Below are 25900 nucleotides of genomic sequence, written 5' to 3'. Positions count from 1 at the left end.
GGATGAAGATGTAGCCGGCACCGCGCACCGACTTGATGATCTGCGGATTCTCGGCGTTCGCCTCCAGCTTCTTGCGCAGACGGCCGACCTGCACGTCGATCGTGCGGTCGAAAGGCGCGGCCTCGCGGCCGCGCGTGTGCTCCAGCAGGAAGTCGCGCGACAGCACGCGCCCTGCGTGCTGGGCCAGTGTCGCCAGCAGCTCGAACTCGCCCGTGGTGAGCCTCACCTCGGCGCCAGCAGGGTCGTCCAGGCGGCGGGCAGCCAGATCCAGTCGCCAACCCAGAAAGCACAGACAGGCACTCGCGGCCGGTGAGGTCGCTGCGGGGCCCGCCGGCGCTGCCGCTGCGGGCGGCGCCGGCTCGATGCGCCGCAGCACGGCCTTGATGCGCGCCACCAGCTCACGCAGGTCGAAGGGCTTGGTGACGTAATCGTCGGCCCCCACCTCCAGGCCCACGACTTTGTCGACCGCATCACCGCGACCCGTGATGATGACCAGCCCGCAGCGCCAGTGCTCACGCAGCTGCCGGGCGATGGCGAAGCCATCCTCGCCAGGCAGGCCCAGGTCCAGCAGCACCAGCTCGGGCGGGTCCACGGGCATGAGTTCCATCAGCGCACGACCCGAGTGCAGCTGCGTGGTTCTGAAGCCATGCGTGCCGAGGTAGTGAGCGAGCAGCTCGGTGATGGCGGTCTCGTCGTCGACTACGGCAATGTGCTGGTGCGTCACGGCGTCGGCGCGTCGGTATCGTTGGGGGAACGGGAGCCATTCTTGCACCGTTCCGAGACACCGGCGTAGAGGCCGGGCGGGCGCCCGCCTGCGCAACCCCCTAGCGTCCTCCCAACACCCGCGCCGGCAGCATGACGATGGCGCGCAGCAGGCCGAACACGCCGTCGACCGCGATGCCCAGCAGCCTGAACGGCAGCGTGATCAGCCAGACCAGCGGCCAAAGGACCAGAGCCAGCAGCGCCAGCGGCCAGCAGATTACGAACAGGATGCACCAGAGCAGGAAGCCGAACATCGCGGAACTCCTCTTCTCAATGATCTCAACGCGCGCCGAGCGCCGGAGCGGGCCCAAGCCGCCCCGCGCGGGCGACGTGCTTGCGGCTCACGGCCGCCAGCGTCGCCGTCCTCGCGCGGGAGCAGCCAAGGTCCGCCCCGGGCGACGGCTCATTTCAAGTATTTGTCCAGGAACTCGACCATACGGCGATTGGCCTCGATCTGGTTCTTCTTCTTCGAGAAGCCGTGCCCCTCGTCGTCGAACACCAGGTAGTCCACCGGCACGTTGTTCTTCTTCACGGCCGCGACGATGTCATCGCTTTCAGGCTTGATGACGCGCGGATCGTTGGCGCCTTGGATGACCATCAGGGGCTTCCTTATCTCCTTGGCGTGAAAGAGCGGCGAGGTGGCCATCAGGAATTCGCGGTCCTTCACAGGATCGCCGATCTCCTGGTACAGCGCCTGACGGAAGCTCTCCCAGTACGGCGGGATGCTCTCCAACGTGCGAATCCAGTTGGCGACGCCGAAGATGTCGATGCCGACCTTGAAGGCCTCGGGGCGGAAAGCCATGGCCGACAACACCATGTAGCCGCCATAGCTGCCGCCCACGATGCCGATACGCTCGGGGTCGATGACGCCGGTAGAGGCGAGGAAGGTCTTGGCCTCGATGCAGTCCCACAGCGGCTCACGGCCGTGCTTGCCGTCATCGGCCGTGAAGAAGCTCTTGCCGTAGCCCGAGCTGCCACGGTTGTTGATACCCAGCACCGCATAGCCGTTGTTGACGAAGTACTGCATCAACGCCGAGTAGCCACGCATGGTCTGGCCGCCCGGGCCGCCATGCACCCAGACGATGGCAGGCACCTTGTTCGTCGGCGAAGCCTCCTTCGGGACCATGTAGACCGACGGGATGACCATGCCGTCAAAGCTCTTGAACCGGGCGACGGAGGCATCCACCAGTTCATTGGGGTCGATGTCCTTGGACAGGCTTTGCGTCAGTTGGCGCGGCGCCGCGCTGGATCCCACGTCAGCAACGAAGAGGTTGCTGGGCGAGCGGTCACCGTTCACGTAGAAGGCCATGCGCTTGCCGCTGGCCGAAAAGCGCACCCCCCGCACCTCGCCGCCGGGCAGCTTGGGCAGCGCGATGGGCTGGCCGTCGCGGTACAGGCGCAATGCGATGCTGGCGTCGGCGTTGATGCCGGTGACGCGGTGGCGGCCATCCTTGGAAAAGGCCGTATAGGCGACGTCCCAATCGGCCTTCTCGACCTCGCGGCTGGTACCACTGGCGATGTCGTAGGCGACGACGCGGGTGAATTCGCCGCCGTCGTTGCTCGTCATGAGCAGCGCCTTGCTGTCGGGCGTAAAGTCCTGCGGCGCGTACTGGGCCACCCCAGTGTGCTTGGTGATGTGCTTGATCTCGCCGCTCTTCAGGTCGGCCAGGTGCACATCGGAGTCGGCGGTGGTGTTGACCTTGGCCAGCGCCAGCCAGCGGCCGTCGCGGCTGATGTCGGCGACCTCCCAGCCGGCCTCGTTCTTGAAGACCAGCGTCCGGGCATAGGTCTTGGCGTCAAAGCGGTATAGGTCGAAGAAGCGCGGGTCGCGCTCGTTGGTCGAGACGTAGAAGGCCGTGTCGTCGCCGCTCCATCCCAAGAAGTTGGCCTTGAGCTTGTCACCCGGCGTCAGGTCACGCTCGCTGCCGTCCAGCTCCCGCACGTACAGGTGGTTGAGCTCGTTGCCGGCCTGGTCCCGGGTGTAGAGGATGCGGTCGTCGCCAGGGAAGAACCCGACGGCGTAGTGGCTGTCAGTCTTGGAACTGGTCAGCTGCACCGGCTTGCCGCCGCCCACGGGCATGGCATAGACGTTGAAGATGCCGCTCTCGTTGCTGTGGAAGAGGATGCGGCTCTCGTCGGCGGAGAAACTGGCACCACCGATGTTCACGGTGGCCATGAACTGTTCGATGGTGTATCGCTTGGCGGCCTTATGTGCAATGGCGGCGGCGGGCTTCTCGGCGGCTGGCTTGTCGGCTGCGACAGCGGTGCCCGCCAGCAGGGCAAGCGTTGCGACGAGGGTCAGCAGGGGTCGGCTCATGGAGTCTCCGTGTAATCAGGTGGGGAGACTCTAACCATCCCCCTCGTCCGTGCTCATCCGCGTTATGACGAACCGGCGGATTCGCGGTACAGGCGGTTCAAGGCGACGCTGGGCCGTTCCCGAGTCGACCTGGGTGCAGCATCAATTCATGGGGCGACCAGCGACGTAGCAGGCAGCGAGGTTGCGCTCGTCGGCCAGCGTCATCCAGGCGAAAACGCGCTCGTGAAGCTCGCGGGCGACCGCGTCACGCGCCTCGGCCACAGGGCCTCGGGCCCAGTCCCAGACACAGATGTCCGCCATCTGGCCCACCGACAAGCCGCCAATCTCGCTCCCCAGTCGCAGCGCCTCGGCCGCACCACGCGTGGCCGCGTGCAGGGCAGCCCAGGCCGTCAGCCGATCGCCCCGCAGGGCCTGCACCTTGTAGGCGTCCGCCATGTTGCGCGGCAGGCATAGCGTCGTGCCGCCGCCCACGTCCGAAGCCAGGCTGATGTTGAAGGCCGCACCCGGCCAGTCGAACAGGCCGCTGCCGAGAAAGAGATTGCTGGAGGGGCAGTGGGCGACCTGAGCGCCACGATCGGCGATGGCCACGCGGTCGCGCGGATCCAGATAGATGCCATGCGCCAGCACCGAGCGTTCGTGCACCAGGCCCACGCCGTCGTAGACGTCCAGATAGCTGCGCGCCTGCGGGAAGAGCTCGCCCACCCAGGCCACCTCGGCGCGGTTCTCGGCCACGTGGGTTTGCATGTAGAGGCTGGCGTCGGCCCGGCACAGGGCGCCGGCCATCGCGAGTTGCTCGGGAGTGCTGGTGGGCGCAAAGCGCACCGTAACGGCATAGGCCAGTCGGTCCCGGCCGTGGAATCGGCTGATCAGGTCGATGCAGTCCCGCTCGGCCTGGACCACGTCATCGCGCAAGCCGTCCGGCGCATGGCGGTCCATCAGCACCTTGCCGGTGATGAGGCGCATGCCGCGTGCCGCAGCGCTCTCGAACAAGGCTTGAGCCGAGACCTTGTGCACCGTTGGAAAGACGACGGCCGAGGTGGTGCCGCTGGCCAGCAGCGCGTCCAGGAAAACCTCGGCGCCCGCGTGACTGCGCGCCGGGTCGGCAAAGGCGCATTCGCTGGGAAAGGTGTAGCGCTTCAGCCAGTCCAGCAGTTCCGTGCCGTAGGAACCAATGACCTCCAGCTGCGGGCAGTGGACATGGGTGTCGATGAAGCCCGGCAACACCAGCCGGCCGGCATGGTCCTTGCGCGCCCAGGTCCCGTCCGGCTCGGCGGCCTGTCGTCCGACGATGCGCCCGTCCTCGATCAGCAGCCAGTGGTCGCGGTCGAAACGCACCGCTGGCGACTCCGTGTCGCCCCAGCGCGGTGCATCCGTGAAATCCAGCAGATCGCCCCGCAAAGCCCATCGGCGCGGGCTGTCGGCGAATTTTTCCTGGTTAGTAAAACTCATATGGCAATTCTGAGGCAACGCTCGACAATCAGGAGCAGCATGAATACCCGACCCATCCGCTTTTTCCACCGCGGCGAGGTCGTCGAGGTGGCCGACCTGCCCCCGACGACGACCGTGCTGCAGTACCTGCGCGAACATGCCGGCTGCACCGGCACCAAGGAAGGCTGCGCCGAGGGCGACTGCGGCGCTTGCACGGTCCTTCAAGGCGAACTGGGCGCTGACGGCCAACTGGCACTGCACAACGTCAATGCCTGCACCCAGTTCCTGCCGACGCTGGACGGCCGAGCGCTGCTGACCGTGGAAGACCTGGGCGGCCCCGGGCAACTCAATCCGGCCCAGCAGGCGCTGGTGGACTGCCATGGCTCCCAGTGCGGCTTCTGCACCCCCGGCTTCGTCATGAGCCTGACCGCCTGCTACGAGACCCACCAGGCGGCCGGCACCAAGCCGACGCGTCAGCAGCTGGCCGACGCGCTGGCCGGCAACCTCTGCCGCTGCACCGGCTACCGGCCCATTCTCGATGCCGGTGAGCAGATGTTCGAGGGCCCCGCCCGCTGCGTGGATCGCGCGCCTATCGCCGCCGCGCTGCAGGTGCTGGCCAACGACGCGCCGCTGGACTACGGCCCCGCTGGCGTCCGCTTCCACGCGCCACAAACCGTCTCCGACCTGGCCCGGCTGCGCGAGGCCCACCCGCGGGCGACGCTGCTGGCCGGCTCTACAGACGTGGGCCTGTGGGTCAACAAGCAGTTCCGCGACCTGGGCGACATCATCTACACCGGCCGCATTGCGGCATTGCGCGAGATCCGCCGCGAAGACTCGGCCCTGCGGATTGGCGCCGCCGCCTCGCTGGAAGACAGCTGGGCCGCGCTGGACGCCATCGTGCCGCGCCTGCGCGAGCTGTGGCTGCGCTTTGCATCGCCGCCGGTGCGGCATGCGGGGACGCTGGGCGGCAACATCGCCAACGGCTCGCCCATCGGTGACGGCGCGCCCGCCCTGATCGCGCTGGGCGCCGACGTCATCCTGCGCCGCGGCGCCACGCAGCGTCGCATCAGGCTGCAGGATTTCTACGTCGACTACATGAAAAAGGACTTGCAGCCCGGCGAGTTCGTCGAGGCCCTGCACGTGCCGCTGCCGGGGGATGACTGGCAGTTCAGCGCCCACAAGGTCGCCAAGCGCCACGACAGCGACATCTCGGCCGTTTGCGCTGTGCTGGCCTTGCGTGTCGATGCCGGTCTCGTGCGCGAAGCACGCTTCGCCTTCGGCGGCATGGCGGGCATCGTCAAGCGCGCCGCTGCCGCCGAGGCCGCCGTCATCGACCAGCCCTGGAACGAGGCCACCGCCCGCGCCGCGGCCGCTGCCTTGCCGCAGGACTTCCAGCCAATGACCGACATGCGCGCCTCGAGCGCCTACCGGCTCAAGGTCGCACAGAACCTGTTCACAAAGATGTGGCTTGAGACCGCCGCCGCCGCGTCCATCGGCATCTGGCCGTCCCTGCAGGAGGTGCCGGCATGAACAAGCCTGAAGCCCTGCCCGTGCTGCATCCCGTCGTGGGCACGTCGACCCCGCACGAGTCGGCCCACCTGCACGTCAGTGGTGCCGCGCCCTACACCGACGACCTGCCCGAGCCCGCCGGCACGCTGCACGCGGCGCTGGGACTGTCGCCCATTGCCCACGGCAGACTGCTGAGCGTCGACCTGGAACGCATCCGCCGGATGCCCGGCGTCGTCGCGGTGTTCGGTGCGGCCGACATCCCCGCCGAGAACAACTGTGGCCCGCTGCTGCACGACGACCCCATCCTCGCCGACGGCGAGCTGCGCTACGTCGGTCAGCCCGTGTTCGCCGTCATCGCGACGAACCGCGAACTGGCCCGCCGCGCAGCGGGCCTGGCCAAGCAGGTCATCCAGGCCGAAGCGCTGCCGGCCGTGCTCACCGCACTCGATGCGCACGCCAAGGGCCAGTACGTCTTGCCGCCCATGCACCTGACGCGCGGCGAGCCTGGCCGGCATCTGGCCGCAGCCCCCTTGCGCCTGCAGGGCAGCTGGAGCCTGGGTGGCCAGGAACAGTTCTACCTGGAGGGCCAGATCAGTCTGGCCGTGCCGCAGGAAGGCGGCGAAAGCCTGTTGGTGCACTGCTCCACACAGCATCCCAGCGAAATGCAGCAGCTCGTCGCGCATTGCCTGGGATGGCACGCCCATCGCGTGACGGTGCAATGTCGGCGCATGGGCGGCGGCTTCGGGGGCAAGGAATCGCAGTCCGCACTGTTCGCCTGCGTCGCGGCCATCGCTGCCCTGAAGCTGAGGAAACCCGTCAAGCTGCGTGTGGACCGTGACGACGACTTCCTCGTCACGGGGAGGCGCCATGGCTTCGACTACCAATGGGACGTGGGGTTCGACGCCGACGGTCGAATCCTGGCCGCCGAGATCGACCTGGTCTCCAACGCCGGCCACAGCGCCGACCTGTCCGCGCCGGTGATGGCCCGCGCGCTGTGCCACTTCGACAATGCCTACTGGCTGCCACATCTGGCCATGCACGGCTACTGCGCAAGGACCAACACGCAGAGCAACACAGCCTTCCGCGGCTTCGGCGGACCCCAAGGCGCCATCGCCATTGAGATGATCCTGGACGGCATCGCACGACGGCTGGGGCTGGACGGTGCCGAGGTACGCCAGCGCAACTTCTACGCCGCCGGCCAGGACGTGACGCCCTATGGGCAGAAGGTGGAAGAGCTGCATGCGCAACCGCTGACGGCCCAACTGCTGGCCAGCAGCCGCTATGCCGAACGCCGCGCCGAGATCGCCGCCTTCAACGCGGCCAGCCCGGTGCTGAAGAAGGGCCTGGCGTTCACGCCAGTGAAGTTCGGTATCTCCTTCAACGTCGCCCACCTGAACCAGGCCGGTGCGCTGGTGCACGTCTATACCGACGGATCCGTGCTGGTGAACCATGGCGGCACGGAGATGGGCCAGGGGCTGAACACCAAGGTCGCTCAGGTCGTGGCACATGAGCTGGGTCTGCCTCTGAGCTCGGTGCGCTGCTCGGCGACCGACACCAGCAAGGTCGCCAACACCTCGGCAACGGCCGCCTCGACCGGCAGCGACTTGAACGGCAAGGCCGCGCAGGATGCTGCCCGCAAGATCAAGCAGCGCCTCGCTGGATTCGCGGCCGAACGCTTTGGCTGTGCGACCGAGCTGGTCACCTTCGACGGCGGCCAGGTCAGCGGTGGTGGCCAGAGCCTCGCCTTCGGCGAACTCGTCGCCGCTGCCTATCTGAAGCGCATCCAGCTCTGGAGCGACGGCTTCTACGCCACACCCGGCCTGCACTGGGACAAGACCAGGCTGCAGGGTCACCCGTTCTACTACTACGCCTGGGGCGGCTCCGTCTGCGAGGCGCTGGTGGATACGCTGACCGGCGAGAGCCGCATCATTCGCGTGGACATCCTGCACGACGTGGGCCATAGCCTGAACCCGGCCCTCGACATCGGCCAGATCGAGGGCGGCTTCATCCAGGGCATGGGCTGGTTGACGATGGAAGAGCTGGTCTGGCACCCGGTCACGGGTCTGCTGACGACGCACGCGCCCAGCACCTACAAGATCCCTACGGCCAACGACTGCCCGCCCGAGTTCCGCACCGAACTTTTCGGCATCGCCAACGCCAGCGAGACCATCCACCGCAGCAAGGCCGTCGGCGAACCCCCGCTGCTGCTGGGCTTCGCCGCGCTGCTCGCGATCAAGGACGCCTGCGCGGCCTGCGGGCCAGATCCATGCGACCCGCCGCTGCGCGCGCCGGCCACGGCCGAGGCGGTGTTGAACGCCATCGACGCAGTCCGATGAGAGCCGCTGCCCTCGCCCTGCTGCTGGTCCTGACCGCCTGCGCCAGCCCTCGACCCGCGCCTGCGCCTGCGCCTGCGCCGCAGATCATCGGCGTCGATGCCTGGGGCGGCACGCCCGTGGCGGCCTCGGCCACGCCGCCTCAGCACATCACCCACATCACGCTGCACCACCAGGGCGAGATCTGGAAGGAAGGGACGGATCCTGCGGCCTATCTGCGCCGGCTGCAGCAGTGGTCGCGGCTGACCAAGCGCTGGTCGGACATCCCCTACCACTACGTCATCGCCACCGACGGCCGCATCTACGCGGCGCGACCGCTCGCCCAGGCCGGTGACACCAACACCGAGTACGACCCGCGCGGCCATGCCCTGGTCATGCTGGTGGGCAACTTCGAGGAGCAGCAACCCACACAGGCACAGCTGAACGCCGCCGTCGAGCTGACGGCCTGGTTGGCACGCGACCACCACCTCGGCCTGGACGCCATTGCCAGCCACAAGGATTTCAGTGCCCAGACGGTCTGCCCGGGCAAGAACTTCTATGCCTACCTCGAGTCGGGCTGGTTCAAGGCCGAGGTGGCGAAGCGCCTCTAGCGCCGGGCTCTAGCCGCGGATCTTCTGGGTGGCGATGAACACGGCCTGGGTGCGCGAGCTCGCGCCCAGGGCCCTGAGCACGGCAGCCACGTGGTCCTTGACTGTGTCGACGCTGACGCCCAGCTCGCGAGCAATCAGCTTGTTGGACAAGCCTTGCATCAGCAGATGCAGCACGTGCTTCTGGCGCGGCGTGAGCGGCAGCTCCGACCAGTCGGACGCCGGGGCGCCCGTCTCGGCTGGCTTGGGCGCCTCATCGGCGCGCGGCTTCAGCGGCGGAACGTAGGTGCCGCCAGCCAGTACCAGGTGCAGGGCCTGCACCAGCGTGTGCAGGTCGCTGCGCTCAGGGACATAACCCATCGCGCCGGCACCCAGGGCCTGCAGGGCCTCCTCGGCATCGTCGCTGCCGGAAATGACGACGACCGGCAGCAGCAGGTGCTCGCGGTGGATCTGCTGCAGCAGCTCGAAGCCGCCGTCCACATGCAGGTCCAGCAGCACCAGGCGGGGGATGCCCTGGGCCAGCGCGGCATGCGCGGCGGCGACGCTGTCCACGCCCTGCACCCGGGCACCAGCGAAATGCTGCTCGACCAGGCCGGTGAGCGCCGCGCGCACCATCGGGAAAGCATCGACCAGCAAAACCTGCATCACCACCTCTCGTTTGACTTCGATCATAGTCAACGCAGCGCGGCAGCCAGCAGCGGCTTGGCCCAGGCGGGCACGCGACGCAGCGGTGCATGGTCGACGACGCGGCGGGCCTGCATCTGCAGCAGCAGCACGGGCTGCGGCGACCGGCCGGCTCGCGGGTCGGCCTCGAAGCTGTTGTCGTAGACGCGCAGGCTGGCGAGGTGCGGCATCAGCTTGATGAGATTGCTGCGGCTGGCGTCGAAGCGCTCGCGCACCTTGGACTCGGGGATGTCGTGCCCACCGGCCGCCACGCGCGCGGCGATGCGGCGCAGGTGCAGCTCGGGTGTGGCCAGGCCTGCATACCACAGGTGCACCGCAGTCCCCGCCCGCGCACCGTCCAGCAGCAGCTTCGTGATGCTGGCGCCGCCCAGCGTCGTCTCGAAGGCATAGGTGAGCTCTTCTTCCAGCGCCCGCTCCAGGCCCCGTCGGCCCAACGTCCAGGCGAGGCCGTTGGCCTGGCTCGCCGACAGACCCGGCTGCTCTTCGCGCAAGCGCGCGGCGGTGACGTCGGGGTTGAAGAACTCGGCACCGCTGGCCCGCAGGGCCGCGCCGCCGATGGAACTCTTGCCGGCACCGTTGACGCCAGCCAGCACGAAGAGACTGGCTGGCAAAGCTCAGGCGACCTTGCGACGGGAAGGCTTGGCGGCCTTGACCGCCGCCGCACCCATGGCCTGCGGCGTCATCGCAAAGGCGTCTGCCATCGCGCCGCCCTGGCCCTGCATGCGCGCCAGCATCTCGTCGAACTCGCCGACCAGCGCGCCAAGATCGGGTTCCGCGGCACGCTGCAGCTCGCGATAGCGCTCCACCGACATCAGCACGAAGGCGGGCTGGTCATGTTTGGTGATGAGCACCGCACCATGGGCTGCCACGGCACGGCCCACCTTCTGGATACCGGCCACGAGCTGGGTGGCCGACACGCTGGGCAGTTGGTCGGCAATGGCGGGCTCGAGAACGGCAGACATGGGCGGCCTCCAATATAGGCAATATCTGTATTTTGCCTATTTTATGAAAAATGTGGAATCAATGCCTCAATGGGCCTCTTCCCAGTTGTTGCCCACGCCCACCTCGGCCAGCAGCGGCACCTTGAGCTGGGCCACGCCCGCCATCAGTCGCGGCACCTCGGCGCGCATCCAGTCCAGTTCTGCTTCGGGTACTTCGAAGACCAGTTCGTCGTGGACCTGCATGACGATCTTGGACTGCTTGCCCGCGCGGTCCAGCTCGGCCTGGACGGCCAGCATGGCCAGCTTGATGAGGTCGGCCGCGGTGCCCTGCATGGGCGCATTGATGGCCTGGCGCTCGGCGCCCGCGCGCCGCGGGCCATTGCCGCCACGGATCTCGGGCAGGTAGATGCGCCGCCCGAACAGCGTGGACACATAGCCGCGCTCAGCGGCCCCTGCCTTGGTCTCGTCCATGTAGCGCTTCACGCCCGCGAAACGCGTGAAGTAGCGGTCGATGTAGTCCTTGGCAGCCTTCTGCTCGATGCCCAGCGCCGAAGCCAGGCCGAAGGCGCCCATGCCATAGATGAGACCGAAGTTGATGGTCTTGGCATAGCGGCGCTGCTCGCTGGAGACCTCGTCCAGCGCGATGCCGAACACCTCGGATGCAGTGGCTCGGTGCACATCCTGGCCCTCCTTGAACGCCTTGAGCAAGCCCGGGTCCTCGCTGATGTGGGCCATGATGCGCAGCTCGATCTGCGAGTAGTCGGCGCTGACGATGCGGCAGCCCTCGGGTGCGACGAAGGCCTCTCGCACACGCCGCCCTTCCGCCGTGCGGATGGGGATGTTCTGCAGATTGGGCTCGTTGCTGGACAAACGCCCCGTCACGGCCACAGCCTGGGCGTAGTTGGTATGCACGCGGCCGGTGTGGGCATTGATCTGCAGCGGCAGCTTGTCCGTGTAGGTGCTCTTGAGCTTGGACAGGCCGCGGTACTCGAGGATCTTGGCCGGCAGCGGGAAGTCCGCAGCCAGTTCGGTCAGCACCTCTTCGTCGGTGGACGGCGCGCCGGTAGCCGTCTTCTTCACGACCGGCAGGCCCAGCTTGGTGAACAGGATGTCACCGATCTGCTTGGGCGAGCCGATGTTGAACGGCTGGCCGGCGATGTCGTAGCACTGCTGTTCCAGCAGCACGAGGCGCTGGCCGATCTCATGGCTCTGCTGCTTGAGCTTCTCGGCGTCGATCAGCACGCCCTGGCGCTCGATGCGGGCCAGCAGCTCGGCCGTGGGCATCTCGATGTCGCGATAGATGCGCGTCAGGCCCTCGTCGGCTTCGATCTGCGGCCACAGCACCTCGTGCAGATGCAGGCACATCTCGCTGTCCTCGCCCGAATAGGTCGTGGCCTTGGCCACGTCCACCTGCGCGAACGGGATCTGGTGCACGCCCTTGCCACACAAGTCCTCGTAGCTCAGGCCCTTTCGACCCAGGTGGCGCTCGGCCAGCGCCTCCAGGTTGTGGGTCTTGTGGGCTTCGAGCACATAGCTTTCCAGCAGGGTGTCGTGCTGCACGCCGGCCAGGCTGATGCCGTGGTTGGCCAGTACATGGCGGTCGTACTTCAAGTTCTGGCCGATCTTCTTGGCGGAAGCGTCCTCCAGCCAGGGCTTGAGCCGCGCCATCACCTCGTCGAACGGCAGTTGCTCTGGCGCGTCGGGGCCGCTGTGGTGCAGCGGGATGTAGGCCGCCTCGCCGGGCTCGTCGGCAAAGGAGATGCCGACGATGGCCGCGGCCATTGGGTCCAGCGAGTCGGTCTCGGTGTCCAGCGCGCACAGCGGTGCGGCACGAAGGCGGGCGATCCAGGCGTCGAGCTGCTCGAAGCTGAGGATCGTGTCGTACTTGCGGGCGACGTCGATGGCCGGCGCGGGCGGGGCCTCGTCGAACAGGCCGGGGGCAGCCGCAGCCAACTTGGGCCTGGGCGCAGGGGCTTCGCCCGTCAGCTCCTTCAGCCAGGTCTTGAAGCCGTTGCGCGTGTAGAAGGCGGCCAGGGCCTCCTTGTCCAACTCGCGCAGGGCCAGCGACTCCAGCGTCGGCCAACCGGCGATGTGGCCGGCAAGGTCGCAGTCCAGTTTCACGGTGACGAGCCGGCGGCTCAGGGGCAGCCAGTCCAGCGCCGCACGCAAGTTCTCGCCCGCCTTGCCCTTCATCGATCCGGCCGCGGCGATGACGGCGTCCAGCGAACCATGCTCGGCGATCCACTTGGCCGCCGTCTTGGGGCCGACGCCGCTGACGCCCGGCACGTTGTCCACCGTATCGCCCATCAGCGTCAGGTAGTCGATGATGCGCGCCGGCGCCACACCGAACTGGGCCAGCACGCCGGCCTCGTCCAGACGCTCGTTGCTCATCGTGTTAATGAGTTCCACATCAGCGTTGACGAGCTGTGCCAGGTCCTTGTCGCCGGTCGACACCACCACGCGGTGACCCTGCTTCACTGCCACGTCGGCCAGCGTGCCGATGACGTCGTCGGCCTCCACCTCCGGCACCATCAGCACCGGCCAGCCCAGCAGCCTGACGACCTCGTGGATGGGCTCGATCTGGGTCCGCAGCTCGGGCGGCATGGGCGCACGCTGGGCCTTGTACTCCGGGTACCAGTCATCGCGGAAGGTCTTGCCGGGTGCGTCGAACACACAGACGGCGTGCTCGGCGCCGATGTCGTTGCGCAGCTTCTTCAGCATGGCCACCATGCCGTGCACCGCCCCGGTGGGCTGGCCCTCGGGCCCGCGCAGGTCGGGCATGGCGTGGAAGGCGCGGTAGAGGTAGCTGGAGCCGTCGACCAGCAGCAAGATGGGTTTACTCATGGCGACGGATTGTCCGGCAGGCGCCCACCTAGAATCGGCAGCATCATGCGTCGTCTCGCCGTCCCCCTGTTGCTTGCCGCCCTCTGTGGCAGCGCCTTGGCCAACCCGCCACCCGAGCCCAAGGTCGAGCGCACCGTGGCCGAGGACGACCAGGTCCGGATCGAGGAGCTCAAGGTGCGCGGCGAGGCCAAGAAGGTGACGGTGAAGAACAAGGTCACCAAGGCACCGGACTACGAAATCGTCGTCAATGACGCGGGTCGCGAGTCGGCCGGCGGCACGGGCACCGGCATGAGCAAGAGCGGCTCGGGCACTCGGGTCTGGCGAGTCCTCAACTTCTGATCGCGCGCGGCCTGCGGGTCGCCATCTCCATGGCCGTTTTCACCGAAGTCAGCCCCGCGCAGGCCCAGGCCCTGCTGGACCACCTCAACTTGGGGCAACTCGCCTCGCTGCGCGGCATTGGTGCCGGCATTGAGAACACCAACTACTTCGTCGACTGCACGCAGGCCGAAGGCCACCTGCAGCGCTACGTGCTGACGCTGTTCGAACGCCTGACGGCAGAGCAGTTGCCCTTCTACCTACGGCTGATGCAACACCTGGCCCAACGCGGCGTGCCGGTGCCCGAACCGCACGCCGACGCCAGCGGCGAGATCCTCTTCGAGGTGGCGGGCAAGCCCGCCGCCATCGTCGACCGGCTGCACGGCGGCCACCAGCTGGCGCCCGACGCCTTCCACTGCGAGCAGGTCGGCGCAACGCTGGCCCGCATGCATCTGGCCGGCCAGGACTTCGCCCTCCACCAGCCCAACCTGCGCGGCCTGGCCTGGTGGCGCGAGGTCACGCCGCAGTTGCTGCCCTTCCTGGACACGGCCGAGACCGCGCTGCTGCAGGAGGAGCTGGCCTACCAGGAACAGTTGGCCGCATCACCCCGCTATGCCGATCTACCAAAGGGGCCGATCCATGCCGACCTGTTCCGCGACAACGTCATGTTCGAGCCCGGCGAGGGCCCCGGCCGTGAACGGCTGACCGGCTTCTTCGATTTCTATTTCGCCGGCTGCGACACCTGGCTGTTTGACCTCGCGGTCTGCCTGAACGACTGGTGCATCGACCTGAGCGATGGCCGCCTCATCGAGGAACGCGCCGCGGTCTTCGTCGCGTCCTATGAGAGCGTGCGGCCGCTGTCCGGTGCCGAGCACCGGCTGCTGCCGGCCCTGCTGCGCGCAGCGGCGCTGCGCTTCTGGCTGTCGCGGCTGTACGACCTGCACCTGCCGCGCGAGGCCAGCCTGCTCAAGGCCCACGACCCACGCCATTTCGAACGAGTGCTGCGACAGCGCATCGCCAAGCCCTGGCACGCCATGCCGGAGAGGATCGACGCATGAGCACGACGATGCAATTGCACCTCCAGAACGTGCCGGCGCGCAACGGGCGGCTATGGATACGTCACGGTTTCAAGGTCTTCCAGCGCCAGCCGCTCGCCCTGGCCGGCCTGTTTGGCCTCTTCCTGTTTGCTGGCTTCGTAGCCATGCTGATCCCCGGCGTCGGTCTGCTGCTGACCATGGCTTCGCTGCCGCTGCTGTCGCTGGGCTTCATGCTGGCCACGCACCTCGTGCTGCAGAAGAAGACGCCCACGGCCAGCGTCTTCGTCGCACCGCTGAAGCTCACGACCGAGCGGCGGCGCAGCCAGTTGCTGCTGTGCCTGGGCTATGCCGGCGCCATGCTGGTCATCGGCCTGCTGGCCGACTGGATCGACGGCGGCAGCACGCGCGACCTGCAGAAGCTCATCGCCGAGAACGCCGACAACGAGGCCATCGCCAACGCGGCCACCGACCCACGCCTGTTCTGGGGCCTGGCCACGCGCATGAGCCTGATGGGACTGCTGTCGGTGCCCTACTGGCATGCACCCGCGCTGGTGCACTGGGGCGGCCAGGGCGTGGCCCAGGCGCTCTTCTCCAGCACGCTGGCGCTGTGGCGCAACAAGGCCGCGTTCGCCCTGAACATGCTGCTGTGGGGCGGCCTGCTGATGGGCGTGGCCAGCGTCGTCAGTCTGGTGTTCGCGCTGATCGGCCTTGCTCAGGTCGCGCCCATCGTGCTGATGGCCATCGGCCTGATGCTGTCGACGGTGTTCTACGCCTCGCTCTACTTCAGCTTCGTCGACTGCTTCATGTTCGGCGCCCCGCAGGACGTGCTCGACAACAAAGCCTGACACCCATCACTCTCGGGTTTTCACGAGGGCGACATGCAAGCCTCCTAGATTGTCGCGGTCTTCACCGCACGGGCAGTCTGCCGCTTCCATGTCCCACTCCAACGCTCTCCCCCGCCGCCAGGCCCTGAAGTTCCTGGGCACCCCCCTGATGCTGCCGCTGGGCGGCACCGCCCTCGGCGGTCTGCTGACCGCCTGCGGCGGCGGCAGCGACGACAGCCCCCCCGCCGCGAGCTTCGCATCGGCGAGCTTCGTGCCCATGGCCGCGCCCAGCCTCGCAGTGCCGGCCGACATGGCCAAGACCCTCGTCAACTCGACGCTGATGGTCAAGTTCAGCGACGACAGCACGCAAGGCTTCTCGCTGTCCTACGCCCCGTTCTTCACGACTGGCGACCTCGTCTCCGACGGCAAGGGCGGCACCCTGCTGGCGGGCGGCTATGTCGACTTCGCTGGCAAGCCCATCGTCGATGCCACCGTGGCCGGCAAGGAGCGCCAGTTCTTCAGCGACTCGCCGGACGGCACCTCGCTGCTCAAGCTCGACAACCCCACCGTCACCGGCATCAAGGGCAAGGCCGTGTTCGCCGTCGTGCAGTTCGAATACACGACCTGGGCCCAGGACGGCAAGACCGACATGTACGGCAAGCTGCCCTCGCCCATCGCCGTGCTGACGCTGGACCAGGACCAGTCCACCGGCAAGCTCTCGCTCGTGAAATACCACAACGTGGACACCGCACCCGCCATGGGCCTGTGGATCACCTGCGGCTCCAGCCTGTCGCCCTGGGGCACCCACCTCTCGAGCGAGGAATACGAGCCCGACGCGTTCACGATCGCCTCCAACACCATGTTCAAGGCGTACAGCCAGAACCTGTTCGGCGATGCCACCAAGGCCAACCCCTACCACTACGGCCACCTGCCCGAAGTGACCGTGAACCCTGACGGCACCGGCACCATCAAAAAGCACTACTGCCTGGGCCGCATCTCGCACGAGCTGATCCAGGTCATGCCCGACAACCGCACCGCCATCATGGGCGACGACGCGACCAACGGCGGCTTCTTCATGTTCGTGGCCGACAAGGAGAAGGACCTCTCCGCCGGCACGCTCTACGTGGCCAAATTCGGCACCGGCTTCTCGCTGGATACGACAGCGGCCGGCGCGGCCATCACGTGGATCAAGCTTGGCTCGGCCAGCAGCGCGGAGATCAAGACGCTGGCCGACACGCTGAAGGCCACGGACATCATGGATGTCGCCACGACGGACCCGGCTGACGCGTCGTACACGAAGATCTGGTTCAGCGGCAAGGTGCAGTGGGTCCGTGTGAAGGCCGGCATGGACAAGGCCGCCGCCTTCCTCGAGACGCACCGCTACGCTGCGCTCAAGGGCGGCTCGATGGCCTTCACCAAGATGGAAGGCACCACCGTCAACGTGAAGGACAAGGTCGCCTACTCGGCGCTGCAGAACATGCAGAGCTCCATGGTGCGCGGCAACGCGGCGTGGAACGACGCCTACAACATCACCATCGAGAAGACACTCAACGCCGGCGGCGTGCTGGCCCACACGCTGAGCGCGGGCCAGAAAGACACGGCAGGCACGGCCATCAACAGCGACTGGGTGCCTTCGCTGACCAAGACGCTGCTGATCGGTGAAGACCTCGCCGCGGCTGACGCACTGGGCAACCTCTGCAACGCCGACAAGGTCGCCGCGCCGGACAACCTGAAGTTCTCCGAGAAGCTCCGCACGCTCTTCATCGGCGAGGACAGCGGCTACCACGTCAACAATTTCGTCTGGGCCTACAACGTCGACACCAAGGTGCTGAGCCGCCTCGTGTCCATGCCCTCGGGTGCCGAAGCCACCGGCCTGGGCGTGGTCGACGACCTCAATGGCTGGACCTACATCACCAGCAATTTCCAGCACGCCGGCGACTGGGGCGCGCCGCTGCACGACAAGGTCAAGGCCACGCTGGACCCGCTGGTGCGCGCCAACTTCAAGGACCGCTTCGGTGCCCAGGTGGGCTATCTGACGGGCGCCATCAGCAGCATCAGCCTGGCCAAGAAGTCGGTCTGACCGAAGCGTCGAACGGGGCCGCCACAGCCCGCGCCCCGGCGGCGGGCGCGCGCCCCCGCTCTTGACCCGTTCAACGCTTCCCCGGTATCGAGTAGGTGCCGGTCGCATGCGCGACCGGTTCATCCTCGCCTTCGGAGTAGATGTAGACCTCGCCCACCGCCAGCGCCTTGCCCAGCTTCAGCAGCCGGCAACGCGCCACGACACGCCGGTCCGCGCGCGGCTTGCGCAGGAAGTTGATGGACAGGTTGGTGGTCACCGCCAGCGGCACGATGCCGATCCGCGCCAGGATGGCGATGTAGAGCGCCACGTCGGCCAATGTCATCATGACCGGACCCGACACCGTGCCGCCCGGGCGGAGCTCGCGCTCGCCCACCGGGTGAGCGACGACGACGCTGCCGTCCTCATCCATGTCCTCCAGCGTGCAGCGGTTCTGCGGGAACTCGGTCAGCAGAAAGGCAGCGAGGTCGGCCTGCGAGGGACGGGGTTCGGTCATGGCAATTTGAAAGGATTTGCGAAGCGGTCGACGGCGAGCCTAGCACCGCATCAGAATCGCCCCATGGAACTTGCCGACCGGGGATTCACGGGCTCCATCCCCCAGCTCTACGAGCGCTATATGGTGCCGCTGATCTTCGAACCCTATGCGGTGGACCTGGCCGCGCGCGTCGCTGCGCTGCAACCGGCCGCAGTGCTGGAGATCGCCGCCGGTACCGGCATGCTGACACGCCGGCTGGCGGCCGAGCTGCCGCCGGGCACCCGCATCGTCGCCAGCGACCTCAACCCTGCCATGCTGGAACTGGCCACCACGCTGGGCACCGCCCGGCCCGTGGAGTGGCAGCAGGCTGACGCCATGGCCCTGCCCTTCGCCGATGCGAGCTTCGACCTGGTGACCTGCCAGTTCGGTGCCATGTTCTTTCCCAGCCGGCCGCAGGCCTTTGCCGAGATCCGCCGCGTGCTGAAGCCGGGCGGCTGTTTTGTCTTCAACGTCTGGGACCACATCGACAGCAACGAGCTGGCCGACACCGTCACCAAGGCGCTGGCCCTGACCTTCCCAGACGACCCACCGCGCTTCCTCGTCCGCACGCCGCATGGCTATCACGACGTGGAGCAGTTGCGGGCCGACCTCGCCGAAGGCGGCTTCGAGCACGAGGCGGACATCATCACGCTGCCGATGCGTGCGCGCGCCGAGTCGCCATCCGGCCCGGCCCTGGGATTTTGCCAAGGGACTCCGCTGCGTGGCGAGATCGAGGCGCGCGCGCCCGGGCGCCTGCCGGAACTTACGGCCCACATCGCCCAGGCCATCGGCGAGCGCTTCGGCGTCGGCGCCATAGACACGCTGATGCAGGCCCACGTCATCATCGTCGGTCGCTGAAAATACGCCGCTGCGGGCCGGGGCGCTGGCGCGACCCACGCGCGACCCGAGCCGGCGATGTGCGAACGGCTCAATGCCGCAATGGCGCTCCGCAGCGCGAGGCCGGACGGGGGACGGTCAATCGATCGGCGTGAGCTTGGCAACGGACAACGCCAGCCACTTCGTGCCGTGGCGGCCAAAGTTCACCTGCGCGCGCGCATCCGTGCCCGAGCCCTCCAGCGTGAGCAGCACGCCCTCGCCGAACTTGGTGTGGAACACACCCTTGCCGACGCGCAGGCCGCCATGCTCTTCGGAGACCTTCTGCCGCATGCTGGCCGGCACGGGCGGCTCCACCCAGGCGGCGCGCTGACCCGCGTCCACACGGCCCGCCCCCACCATGCCCTTGAGGCCGGTGCCGCGTTCCCAGGCCTGCTGGTACTCGCGCGCATAGCCCGAGCCGAAGCCCTGGTTGCGCGGTGTCAACCATTTCAGAGCCTCTTCCGGCAGTTCGTCGAGGAAACGACTCTTGACGTGGTAGCGCGTCTGACCGTGCAGCATGCGCGTTTGGCAAAAGCTCAATGACAGCTTCTTGCGCGCGCGCGTGATGGCCACGTACATCAGGCGCCGCTCTTCCTCCAGCCCATCGTGATCGGACATGGCGTTCTCGTGCGGGAACAGGCCTTCTTCCAGCCCCGTGATGAAGACGGCATCGAACTCCAGGCCCTTGGCCGAGTGCACCGTCATCAACTGCACGGCATCCTGGCCGGCCTGGGCCTGGTTGTCGCCAGCCTCCAGCGAGGCGTGCGTCAGGAAGGCCACCAGCGGCGACATGATCTCGCCGGTCTCGGCATCGGGCACGGCACCCGGCGTGCCCGTGGATTGCACGCTGGGCGCAATCTCGTCGACTGGCAGGCCCACGGCGTTCTTGCCGAAGCCCTCCTGCATGACGAAGGCCTCGGCGGCGTTGATCAGTTCATCCAGGTTCTCCAGCCGCTCGGCACCGTCCTTGTCGGTGCGGTAGAAGTCCAGCAGGCCCGAGGTCTCCAGCACCTGCTCGATGATCTCGCGCAGCGTCATGCCCTGGGTCAGGTTGCGCGTCGAGTCGATCAGGTTCGTGAACGCGGCGAGATTGGCCCCGCCCTTGCCGGCGATGGCGCCCACGCTCTGGTACAGGCTGCGGCCCGAGGCCTTGGCAGCGTCCTGCAGGTTCTCCAGGGTCTTGGCGCCGATGCCGCGGGTCGGGAAGTTGACGACGCGCAGGAAGCTGGTGTCGTCGTTGGCGTTCTCCAGGAGGCGCAGATAGGCCAGCGCATGCTTGACCTCGGCACGCTCGAAGAAGCGCAGGCCGCCATAGACGCGGTAGGGGATGCCGGAGTTGAACAGCGCCGATTCGATGACGCGCGACTGCGCATTGCTGCGGTACAAGACGGCGATCTCCTGCCGGTCGAGCCCGCCGCGGTGGAGCTGCTGGATCTCCTCGATCAGCCACTGCGCCTCGGCGAAGTCGCTGGGTGCCTCCTGCACGCGGATGGGCTCCCCCTGGCCGGCGTCGGTGCGCAGCGTCTTGCCCAGTCGCTGGCTGTTGCGGCTGATCAGCTCGTTGGCCGCGTCCAGGATGTGCCCGAAGCTGCGGTAGTTCTGCTCCAGCTTGATGACCTTCTTCACACGGTATTCGCGCTCGAAGTCAGCCATGTTGCCGACGCGCGCGCCGCGGAAGGCGTAGATGCTCTGGTCGTCGTCACCCACGGCCAGCAGGCTCTGACCGTTGTCCAGCCCCGGCGGCGCGAACATCTTCAGCCACGCGTACTGCAGCTTGTTGGTGTCCTGGAACTCGTCGACGAGGATGTGGCGGAAGCGATGCTGATAGTGCTCACGCACGGCCGGGTTGTCGCGCAGCAGCTCGTAGGAGCGCAGCATCAGCTCGGCGAAGTCCACCACGCCCTCGCGCTGGCATTGGTCCTCGTAGTTGGCGTAGATCTCGACGAGCTTCCTGGTCTGCTCGTCGCGCTGCTCCACGTCACCGGGACGCAAGGCCTCCTCCTTGCAGCCGGCGATGAACCAGCCGACCTGCTTGGGCACGAAGCGCTCCTCGTCGAGGTTCATCGCCTTGATGACGCGCTTGACGGCGGAGGTCGTGTCGCTGGCATCCAGGATCTGAAAAGCCTGCGGCAGGTGGGCCAGCTTCCAATGCGCGCGCAGGAAGCGGTTGCAAAGGCCGTGGAAGGTGCCGATCCACATGCCGCGCACGTTGAAGGGCAGCATGGTGGAGAGGCGCGCAAGCATCTCCTTGGCGGCCTTGTTGGTGAACGTGACGGCCATGATGCCGCCGGGGCTGGCCTGGCCCGTCTGCAACAGCCAGGCAATGCGGGTGGTCAGCACGCGGGTCTTGCCAGAGCCGGCGCCGGCCAGGATCAGCGCGGGTTCTGGAGCCGCCGTGACGGCGGCAAGTTGCTCGGAATTGAGGTGCTGGAGAAGGGGACTGTGCAGTGCAGCAGCGTCTGGCGCGGGGGTCATTGCGGCATTTTAAGGAGCCGCCCTTCTCCACCGACTTCGTTACCTCCCAGCGCCCTTTACTTGGTGGAAACCCTAGATTTCATGGCAGCATGGTTGCGTGATGACCCTGTTAACGGCGTGCGTCACAGTCATTCACCCCCAACGCAAGTCGTTGGGGTTTTTTCTTGCGTTCTGGAGTACCTCATGTTTCGAACCCTCGCCGTAGCTGCCGCCGCCGTCGCCCTCGCCTCCCCACTCGCAGTTCACGCCCAAGACAAGCAGGACGGTCTGTGGCACGGTGACGCGAGCCTGGGCGGCGCCCTGTCCAGCGGCAACAACGACAGCATGACGCTGTCCGCCAATGCCAACACCACCCGTGCAACCACCCAGGACAAGATCAGCCTCTACGGCGTCGGCAATTACGGCCGCACCAAGGTGGATGGCGTGAAGTCCACCTCCGCCGACCTGCTTCGCTTGGGCGGCCGCTACGACTTCAACCTGAGCCCCGACTGGTTTGCGTTCGGCGCCGCCGAAGGCGAGACCGACAAGGCCGGTGCAGGCGTGCGTGACCGCTACAGCCTCAATGGCGGCATGGGCTATCACGTGCTGCGCGAAGAGCGGCATACCTTCGACGTGTTCGGCGGCGTGGGCTACACGGACACCCGCTTCATCGACGGCACATCCGACACGGGTGCGCAAGGCCTGTTGGGCGAGGAGTCCAAGCACAAGCTCACCGACACGACCTCGTTCAAGCAACGGCTGACCTACCACCCCAAGAGCGGCGACCTTGGCACGCGCGTGAACTTCGACGCTGGCCTGTCCACACAGATCAGCGGTGGCTGGACGCTCAACACCGGGCTGTCGAGCCACTACAACAGCGTCGTCCCGGAAGGCCTGAAGAAAACCGAGAGCCTGCTGACCGTCGGCTTCGGCTACAAGTTCTGACGCGACGGGAGCCGGCGCATCCGACCTCAACGTCCCTTGCGCACCTTGCCGGCGCGCCCGGCCTTGGACCAATCGTAGGGATGGCCATCGGGCGTCCTGCCGCCCTCCACCGCCGCCACGCCGGGCTGGCCGACATGGTCTTCCAACTCGGTGGAGATGCTGACGTGCCGATGCCCCTGCCTGCGCCTGTCTTCAGCACACGCCAAGGCCTGCGTCAGCTCCGCACTGCCGAAGAACTCGCAGACCGGCCCGGCCGACTCGCCCTCGCCTTCCAGCCAATACACCACGATGCCCAAGCGGCGCCTCCCTTGCGATGAAGTACGCAGCGTAGCTCTCCCGCCAGATGGTTGCCAAAAGCAACCATTATGGCGATGATGGCCGACATGAACATCGCTGCCCAGGCTCAGGACGTCCGCGCCTTCAACCGCTTCTACACGCGCCGCATCGGAATGCTCGCAGCCACGTTGTCTGGCAGTGACTTCAGCCTGCCAGAGGCCCGCTTGCTGTGGGAACTGGCCCACCACGCACCGCTGAGCGCCGCGGCGCTGAGCAAGAGCCTGCAGCTGGATGCCGGCTATCTGAGCCGCCTGCTGCGCGGCCTCAAGGCCCGTGGCCTGCTATCCGGCCAGGACCATCCAAGCGACCGCCGCCAGACCCTGCTCAAGCTCAGCCCCGCCGGCAAGCGGGCCTTCGCCCCACTGGACCGCGACAGCCAGGCCGAGACCGAGGCGCTGCTCGCCCCGCTGTCCCCGCCACAGCGCGAGGCGCTGGTGGAGGCGATGTTGCGCATCCAGGCTGTGCTGGAGCCCGACATGCAGCCGCCCGTCGCGCTGCGCCCTCAGCTGCCCGGCGACCTGGGCTGGATCATCGAGCGCCACGGCGCCGTCTACGCGGCCGAGTACGGCCTGGACGGCCGCTTCGAGGCCCTCGTAGCTCGCATTTGCGCGGACTTCGTTGATCACTTCAAGGCCGGGCGCGAAGCCTGCTGGATTGCCGGGCGAGGGCCGCAACGGCTGGGCAGCGTCATGCTCGTGCAGGCACGCGACGAGGTCACCGGCCGCGTGCGTCCCGGCATCGCCCAGCTGCGCCTGCTACTGGTCGAGCCCCATGCCCGCGGCCTGGGTGTGGGTAAGCGCCTGGTGCGCCAGTGCACCGATTTCTCGCGTGCCGCCGGCTACAAGAGCATCGTGCTGTGGACGCAGAGCGCGCTGACCGCTGCACGGGCGATCTATGCCGCCGAGGGCTACCGGCTCGTCACCAGCGAGGCCCTCGACAGCTTCGGCCAGGCGGTCGTCAGCGAGCGCTGGGCGCTGAAGCTGTAGCCGACTCGACGCACCAACGCCGTGCGTCAACGCGGCGGACTGCACCCTTGCGGGGACGGTGGCCGACGGCACGCTTACCCCGCCGTGACATCGTTCTCACCCTGACGGTCTCGCTCATTGGCATGTGAATTGCGTCGCCCCCGCGCATGACAAGCACGCCGGACGCCAGTGCAAAGACCGTTTCCGCTCTTCCCGGTACGGGACGGCCGCGTGCGGTCGATGCGGCGGGCCGTCATCCGGACCTCGAACGCGTGGCCGGCTTCGGCCAGTGGTGGTACGACCCTCAGACCGGCCTGAGCCTGTTGTCTCCGGTCGCCGCCGAGTACCTGGAGGTGTCCGGCACCGCCAGCGGCGACCTCGACACCTGCTTCAGCCATGTCGTCGACGACGACCTGCCGGCGCTGACACGACTGTGGAGCGACGCACAGGCCGCGCCGTCTCTGGACGTCCGCGTCATCGGCCTCGCACGCGGCATGCGCTGGCTGCGCGTGACGCCGCTGCCGCCCGACCCCGCACGACCGCGATGGCGCCACGGCCTGCTGCAGGACATCACCGCCCTCACCCATGCCGCCGTGCGCGAGCGCCTGGGCTATGCGTTGACCGAGTACCTGATCGGCACCCACACGCTGGAGGACGCGATCACCAACGTCATCCAGCTCATCTGCAGCAACCTCGGCTGGGAATGGGGCGCCTACTGGCGCATGGAGGCTGGCGACGATGCAGGCGGGCGGCTGCGCTGCCGGCAGTCCTGGCATGCGCCGGACCGCGAGCTCGACGCGTTCAGCAACATGAGTGCAGTGTTGAGCATGGCGCCTGGCGAGGGTCTGGTCGGCCGTGTCTGGGCCACGGGCCAGCCCGAATGGGTGGAGGACATGAGCACCGACGCGCGTTTCCTGCGCCGCGGCGGCGCGCAGGCCTGCGGCTTGTGGTCGGGCTATGTGTTCCCGGTCACCTACATGTCGGACAACGGTGAGCACCACCGGCCCGGCGTGCTGGAGTTCTACAGCAGCCAGGCCCGTCAGCCCGAAGCCCAGTTGCCCAAGGTCTCCGCCACCATCGGCGCACTGATCGCCCAGACCGCCCAGCGCCTGGAGACCGAGGCCGTCATCCACCGCCTGGCCCAAGTTGACGAGATGACCGAGCTGGACAACCGCTCGCACTTCTACGTGCAGCTCAACCGCCACTGCGCGCAGAGCCATCGCCTGGGCCGGCGCTTCGCGCTGATGTTCATCGACCTCGACCGCTTCAAGCCCATCAACGACGCCTTCGGCCACGAGGCCGGCAATGCGCTGTTGCAAGAGTTCGCGCGTCGACTACGCGAGCTGGCGCCGCCGCCGGCCCGCGTCGGTCGCCTGGGCGGCGACGAGTTCGCCGTGCTGGTCCCCGACAGTGGTGACGAGCAGGCCCTGGCGGCCCTCGTCGATGCGGCCCTCACCGCGGCGACCCGGCCATTCGCCTACGAGGGCGTGGCGCTGACCGTTTCGGCCAGCATTGGCGTCAGCCGCTTCCCGGAGAACGGCCAGACCGGCCCCGAGCTGCTGCGCAGCGCCGACGCGGCCATGTACCGCGTCAAGCAAAACGGACGCAACGGCAGCAACGTCTTCTCGACCAGCAGCCCCGACGCCCTGGCCCAGCAGCGCACTCGGCTGGCCCGGCGCCTGGCCATCGAGACCGAGCTGCACGAGGCGCTCCAGACCCAGCAGCTGCGCCTGGTCTACCAGCCCATCGTCGACATCGGCTCGGGCGTTCTGCATGGCGTGGAGGCCCTGCTGCGCTGGACCAAGCCCGACGGCAGCAGCGTGCCGCCTGACGTCTTCATCCCCATCGCCGAGCAGAGCGACCTCATAGTCGACATCGGTCGCTGGGTGCTGGGCCAGGCCCTGCGTGATCTGGCCTCGCTGAAGGGTGGCGCGTTGCAGCGACTCAAGGTCCACGTCAACATGGCCGCGTCCGAGTTCACGAGCAGCGCCCTGCCCGGGATGATCAAGGCCATGTCGGCCAGCCTGGCCGTGCCGCCCCCGCAGATCGTGCTGGAGCTCACCGAAGGGATGCTGATGCGCCAGCCCGAGCAGGTGCGGCGCGTCATGCACCAGCTTCGCGAGATCGGCTTCGAGATCTCGCTGGACGATTT

The 25900-nt window shown here is 67.5% G+C and carries 22 protein-coding genes; 11 read left to right on the top strand and 11 right to left on the bottom strand.

The genetic code is table 11. The features are described 5' to 3' along the window. The 4 genes from VGF12_RS00885 to guaD form a co-directional block, all read right to left on the bottom strand. On the bottom strand, positions 1 to 724 hold a 724-nt coding region (locus VGF12_RS00885; RefSeq protein WP_331174161.1), incomplete at its 3' end, for a response regulator transcription factor. Positions 725 to 824: 100 nt separating this feature from the next. After that, positions 825 to 1016 (bottom strand): hypothetical protein, encoded by a 192-nt coding sequence (locus VGF12_RS00880; RefSeq protein ID WP_331174160.1) that lies wholly within the window; start codon positions 1014 to 1016, stop codon positions 825 to 827. A gap of 149 nt (positions 1017 to 1165) precedes the next feature. Beyond that, a complete protein-coding gene (locus VGF12_RS00875) occupies positions 1166 to 3079 on the bottom strand; it encodes a S9 family peptidase (RefSeq protein WP_331174159.1) in 1914 nt (637 codons plus the stop codon). Positions 3080 to 3220: 141 nt separating this feature from the next. Beyond that, positions 3221 to 4528: a guanine deaminase gene (gene guaD / locus VGF12_RS00870; RefSeq protein ID WP_331174158.1), complete on the bottom strand. Its 1308-nt coding sequence runs from the start codon at positions 4526 to 4528 to the stop codon at positions 3221 to 3223. Positions 4529 to 4567: 39 nt separating this feature from the next. On the opposite strand from guaD, the gene xdhA reads away from it, so the two are divergent. From xdhA to VGF12_RS00855, 3 genes are read left to right on the top strand one after another with little or no spacing between them, the layout of a single operon-like run. Next, complete coding sequence (gene xdhA, locus VGF12_RS00865) at positions 4568 to 6037, top strand: xanthine dehydrogenase small subunit (protein WP_331174157.1); 1470 nt, start codon at positions 4568 to 4570, stop codon at positions 6035 to 6037. Then, positions 6034 to 8352, top strand: coding sequence for a xanthine dehydrogenase molybdopterin binding subunit (gene xdhB / locus VGF12_RS00860; RefSeq protein ID WP_331174156.1), 2319 nt, complete (start codon positions 6034 to 6036; stop codon positions 8350 to 8352). The genes xdhA and xdhB overlap by 4 nt, the downstream gene beginning before the upstream one ends. Then, positions 8349 to 8939: a peptidoglycan recognition family protein gene (locus tag VGF12_RS00855; protein ID WP_331174155.1), complete on the top strand. Its 591-nt coding sequence runs from the start codon at positions 8349 to 8351 to the stop codon at positions 8937 to 8939. Before xdhB ends, VGF12_RS00855 begins: the two co-directional genes overlap by 4 nt. Positions 8940 to 8948: 9 nt before the next feature. On the opposite strand, the gene VGF12_RS00850 is transcribed toward VGF12_RS00855, so the two are convergent. The 4 genes from VGF12_RS00850 to polA form a co-directional block, all read right to left on the bottom strand. Further along, the gene (locus tag VGF12_RS00850) at positions 8949 to 9608 is read right to left on the bottom strand and encodes a response regulator transcription factor (RefSeq protein ID WP_331174154.1); all 660 of its coding nucleotides are present in this window, start codon (positions 9606 to 9608) and stop codon (positions 8949 to 8951) included. A gap of 2 nt (positions 9609 to 9610) precedes the next feature. Further along, complete coding sequence (locus tag VGF12_RS00845) at positions 9611 to 10231, bottom strand: AAA family ATPase (RefSeq protein ID WP_331174153.1); 621 nt, start codon at positions 10229 to 10231, stop codon at positions 9611 to 9613. A gap of 3 nt (positions 10232 to 10234) precedes the next feature. Beyond that, positions 10235 to 10582, bottom strand: coding sequence for a type II toxin-antitoxin system prevent-host-death family antitoxin (locus VGF12_RS00840; protein ID WP_331174152.1), 348 nt, complete (start codon positions 10580 to 10582; stop codon positions 10235 to 10237). A gap of 66 nt (positions 10583 to 10648) precedes the next feature. Further along, positions 10649 to 13405 (bottom strand): DNA polymerase I, encoded by a 2757-nt coding sequence (polA, locus tag VGF12_RS00835; RefSeq protein WP_331174151.1) that lies wholly within the window; start codon positions 13403 to 13405, stop codon positions 10649 to 10651. Positions 13406 to 13450: 45 nt separating this feature from the next. Between polA and VGF12_RS00830 the strand changes: the two genes are divergently transcribed. The 4 genes from VGF12_RS00830 to VGF12_RS00815 all read left to right on the top strand — a co-directional run bounded on the left by VGF12_RS00830 (position 13451) and on the right by VGF12_RS00815 (position 17661). After that, positions 13451 to 13744: a hypothetical protein gene (locus tag VGF12_RS00830; RefSeq protein ID WP_331174150.1), complete on the top strand. Its 294-nt coding sequence runs from the start codon at positions 13451 to 13453 to the stop codon at positions 13742 to 13744. Between the two features lie 29 nt (positions 13745 to 13773). After that, complete coding sequence (locus tag VGF12_RS00825; protein ID WP_331174149.1) at positions 13774 to 14778, top strand: homoserine kinase; 1005 nt, start codon at positions 13774 to 13776, stop codon at positions 14776 to 14778. Then, on the top strand, positions 14775 to 15602 hold the full coding sequence (locus VGF12_RS00820) for a BPSS1780 family membrane protein (RefSeq protein WP_331174148.1): 828 nt from the start codon (positions 14775 to 14777) through the stop codon (positions 15600 to 15602). The genes VGF12_RS00825 and VGF12_RS00820 overlap by 4 nt, the downstream gene beginning before the upstream one ends. An 88-nt stretch (positions 15603 to 15690) precedes the next feature. Continuing rightward, on the top strand, positions 15691 to 17661 hold the full coding sequence (locus VGF12_RS00815) for a PhoX family protein (RefSeq protein ID WP_331174147.1): 1971 nt from the start codon (positions 15691 to 15693) through the stop codon (positions 17659 to 17661). 70 nt (positions 17662 to 17731) lie between these two features. On the opposite strand, the gene VGF12_RS00810 is transcribed toward VGF12_RS00815, so the two are convergent. Next, entirely contained in the window at positions 17732 to 18154 is a 423-nt protein-coding gene (locus VGF12_RS00810) for a PaaI family thioesterase (RefSeq protein WP_331174146.1), read from the bottom strand. 63 nt (positions 18155 to 18217) lie between these two features. Here VGF12_RS00810 and VGF12_RS00805 point away from each other — a divergent pair, with 63 nt between their 5' ends. After that, positions 18218 to 19030 (top strand): class I SAM-dependent methyltransferase, encoded by an 813-nt coding sequence (locus VGF12_RS00805; RefSeq protein WP_331174145.1) that lies wholly within the window; start codon positions 18218 to 18220, stop codon positions 19028 to 19030. Positions 19031 to 19147: 117 nt separating this feature from the next. Here VGF12_RS00805 and VGF12_RS00800 read toward each other — a convergent pair whose 3' ends face one another. Next, a complete protein-coding gene (locus VGF12_RS00800) occupies positions 19148 to 21523 on the bottom strand; it encodes a UvrD-helicase domain-containing protein (protein ID WP_331174144.1) in 2376 nt (791 codons plus the stop codon). Positions 21524 to 21706: 183 nt separating this feature from the next. On the opposite strand from VGF12_RS00800, the gene VGF12_RS00795 reads away from it, so the two are divergent. After that, positions 21707 to 22447, top strand: a complete 741-nt coding sequence (locus tag VGF12_RS00795; RefSeq protein WP_331174143.1) for a DUF481 domain-containing protein — start codon at positions 21707 to 21709, stop codon at positions 22445 to 22447. Positions 22448 to 22473: 26 nt separating this feature from the next. Here VGF12_RS00795 and VGF12_RS00790 read toward each other — a convergent pair whose 3' ends face one another. Beyond that, positions 22474 to 22743 (bottom strand): hypothetical protein, encoded by a 270-nt coding sequence (locus VGF12_RS00790; RefSeq protein WP_414709957.1) that lies wholly within the window; start codon positions 22741 to 22743, stop codon positions 22474 to 22476. 87 nt (positions 22744 to 22830) lie between these two features. Here VGF12_RS00790 and VGF12_RS00785 point away from each other — a divergent pair, with 87 nt between their 5' ends. Both VGF12_RS00785 and VGF12_RS00780 read left to right on the top strand, forming a co-directional pair. Beyond that, the gene (locus VGF12_RS00785) at positions 22831 to 23769 is read left to right on the top strand and encodes a bifunctional helix-turn-helix transcriptional regulator/GNAT family N-acetyltransferase (RefSeq protein WP_331174142.1); all 939 of its coding nucleotides are present in this window, start codon (positions 22831 to 22833) and stop codon (positions 23767 to 23769) included. 146 nt (positions 23770 to 23915) lie between these two features. Continuing rightward, positions 23916 to 25900 (top strand): putative bifunctional diguanylate cyclase/phosphodiesterase (locus VGF12_RS00780; protein WP_331174141.1); only part of this gene is annotated, 1985 nt, incomplete at its 3' end.

Origin of the sequence: Roseateles sp., assembly GCF_036404855.1 — a bacterium.
Lineage (GTDB): Bacteria > Pseudomonadota > Gammaproteobacteria > Burkholderiales > Burkholderiaceae_C > Pelomonas.
Note: the sequence above shows the minus strand (reverse complement) of the source record. Positions and strands in the feature narration are given on the sequence as shown.

Coding starts and splice junctions, on each gene's coding strand:
- VGF12_RS00795 (WP_331174143.1), top strand. CDS start 21,707: ATGTTTCGAACCCTCGCCGTAGCTGCCGCCGCCGTCGCCCTCGCCTCC.
- VGF12_RS00855 (WP_331174155.1), top strand. CDS start 8,349: ATGAGAGCCGCTGCCCTCGCCCTGCTGCTGGTCCTGACCGCCTGCGCC.
- VGF12_RS00805 (WP_331174145.1), top strand. CDS start 18,218: ATGGAACTTGCCGACCGGGGATTCACGGGCTCCATCCCCCAGCTCTAC.
- VGF12_RS00830 (WP_331174150.1), top strand. CDS start 13,451: ATGCGTCGTCTCGCCGTCCCCCTGTTGCTTGCCGCCCTCTGTGGCAGC.
- VGF12_RS00810 (WP_331174146.1), bottom strand. CDS start 18,154: ATGACCGAACCCCGTCCCTCGCAGGCCGACCTCGCTGCCTTTCTGCTG.
- guaD (WP_331174158.1), bottom strand. CDS start 4,528: ATGAGTTTTACTAACCAGGAAAAATTCGCCGACAGCCCGCGCCGATGG.
- VGF12_RS00875 (WP_331174159.1), bottom strand. CDS start 3,079: ATGAGCCGACCCCTGCTGACCCTCGTCGCAACGCTTGCCCTGCTGGCG.
- VGF12_RS00800 (WP_331174144.1), bottom strand. CDS start 21,523: ATGACCCCCGCGCCAGACGCTGCTGCACTGCACAGTCCCCTTCTCCAG.
- polA (WP_331174151.1), bottom strand. CDS start 13,405: ATGAGTAAACCCATCTTGCTGCTGGTCGACGGCTCCAGCTACCTCTAC.
- VGF12_RS00820 (WP_331174148.1), top strand. CDS start 14,775: ATGAGCACGACGATGCAATTGCACCTCCAGAACGTGCCGGCGCGCAAC.
- VGF12_RS00880 (WP_331174160.1), bottom strand. CDS start 1,016: ATGTTCGGCTTCCTGCTCTGGTGCATCCTGTTCGTAATCTGCTGGCCG.
- VGF12_RS00825 (WP_331174149.1), top strand. CDS start 13,774: ATGGCCGTTTTCACCGAAGTCAGCCCCGCGCAGGCCCAGGCCCTGCTG.
- VGF12_RS00815 (WP_331174147.1), top strand. CDS start 15,691: ATGTCCCACTCCAACGCTCTCCCCCGCCGCCAGGCCCTGAAGTTCCTG.
- VGF12_RS00840 (WP_331174152.1), bottom strand. CDS start 10,582: ATGTCTGCCGTTCTCGAGCCCGCCATTGCCGACCAACTGCCCAGCGTG.
- xdhA (WP_331174157.1), top strand. CDS start 4,568: ATGAATACCCGACCCATCCGCTTTTTCCACCGCGGCGAGGTCGTCGAG.
- VGF12_RS00785 (WP_331174142.1), top strand. CDS start 22,831: ATGAACATCGCTGCCCAGGCTCAGGACGTCCGCGCCTTCAACCGCTTC.
- VGF12_RS00850 (WP_331174154.1), bottom strand. CDS start 9,608: ATGATCGAAGTCAAACGAGAGGTGGTGATGCAGGTTTTGCTGGTCGAT.
- xdhB (WP_331174156.1), top strand. CDS start 6,034: ATGAACAAGCCTGAAGCCCTGCCCGTGCTGCATCCCGTCGTGGGCACG.